The sequence below is a fragment of the Candidatus Pelagibacter communis genome, assembly GCF_001179945.1.
Classification (GTDB): domain Bacteria; phylum Pseudomonadota; class Alphaproteobacteria; order Pelagibacterales; family Pelagibacteraceae; genus Pelagilacustribacter; species Pelagilacustribacter ubique_A.
Genome location: NZ_CVSG01000048.1, coordinates 1 through 1,364 on the forward strand (window position 1 = coordinate 1; position 1,364 = coordinate 1,364).

Annotated in this window: 3 protein-coding genes; 2 read left to right on the top strand and 1 reads right to left on the bottom strand. The window is 29.5% G+C overall.

All coding sequences use genetic code 11. The features are described from left to right. Positions 1 to 284, top strand: a 284-nt coding sequence (locus tag AMN78_RS01130) for a septation protein IspZ (protein WP_179850591.1), incomplete at its 5' end; no start/stop codon positions are given. Next, positions 281 to 625, top strand: a complete 345-nt coding sequence (locus AMN78_RS01135) for a DUF2794 domain-containing protein (RefSeq protein WP_075533778.1) — start codon at positions 281 to 283, stop codon at positions 623 to 625. The genes AMN78_RS01130 and AMN78_RS01135, both read left to right, overlap by 4 nt. Here the strand turns inward: AMN78_RS01135 and AMN78_RS01140 are convergent, their stop codons facing one another. Then, positions 626 to 1,327: a Bax inhibitor-1/YccA family protein gene (locus AMN78_RS01140; protein ID WP_306452604.1), complete on the bottom strand. Its 702-nt coding sequence runs from the start codon at positions 1,325 to 1,327 to the stop codon at positions 626 to 628. Positions 1,328 to 1,364: the final 37 nt, after the last annotated feature.

Sequence of the window (1,364 nt, forward strand, 5' to 3'; positions counted from 1 at the left end):
TAAATGTAATTTTTGCAGGAACCTTGATAGTCAGTAAAGTTTTTTTTAACAAAAATTTTCTTAAATTTTTTTTACAAACTGCCTTTCAATTAAATGAAATTGGCTGGGATAAATTAAATTTCAGATGGGCTTATTTTTTTATTTTTTTAGCCTTGATTAATGAGATTGTATGGAGAACCCAGCCTGAAACTACTTGGGTAAACTTTAAAGTTTGGGGAATTTTACCTATTACATTTATATTTACAATTTTTCAATTGCCGCTAATTAGAAGATATAAAATATGAAACGTATTCAATTAGTTATAAATAACGACGTAAAAAAGTATAGTGAAGAATTTTTCATCAAAGGAGAACTTAAATGTATCTTAAATCTTTATGCAAAAATGGTTTCAAATGGATCTTGGAAAGACTATTCCTTTTCTTCCGGGTCTAGAGAAGTATCTTTTGATGTTTATCAAAGAGCTTCTGAAAAACCAGTTTTGAGGATTACGAAAAATTTTAAGCCTAAATATTTTAACGAAAAGTTTTTTATAAAGGATAGAAATGGTAATATTTTAAGAAAATCGGAAAATTTGGATAATTTAATTAGCAAAACAAGTTGGAATAAACTTAAGTTAATTAAGTGATTATCTTCTTTGACCGAAAAGCCTTAGAAGCATTATGAAAAGATTTATGAAATCTAAGTAAAGTGTTAAAGCTCCCATAACAGCTTTCTTGCCCATTAATTCGCCGCTATCACTTACCATATACATATTTTTAATTTTTTGAGTGTCATAAGCTGTTAAACCTACGAATACTAAAACACCAATAATTGAGATAACAAAATACATCATTGAAGATTTCATAAAAATATTTACCAAAGATGCAATTATTATTCCGAATAGACCCATCATTAAGAAAGAGCCAAGTCTTGTAAGATCTCGTTTAGTTGTATAGCCATAAATACTCATAGCTCCAAAAGTACCAGCTGTAATAAAGAAAACTCTTGTTATGCTAGCACCAGTATATATTAGAAATATTGATGATAGTGATGCTCCCATTAATGCTGCGAAAATCCAGAAAGTAGTTTGTGCTTTAGCTGCAGACATTTTTGCTATTCCAAAGCTCATATAAAAAACAACAGCTAATGGAGCTAACATTATTACCCATTTTAAACCTGAGGCATAAATTGTATTACCAAAATTAGTAAGACCTAATATTTGACCTTCAGCAGAAGTGATGACTGCCATTTTAAAAAAGAATAAAGCTACAAATCCTGTTAACAGCACACCAGAAGCCATATAGTTATAAACTTTAAGCATATAAGACCTTAAGCCTTGATCTATAATTGCTTCAGAGGCTGATGAACGTACTGTTGATCTTTGT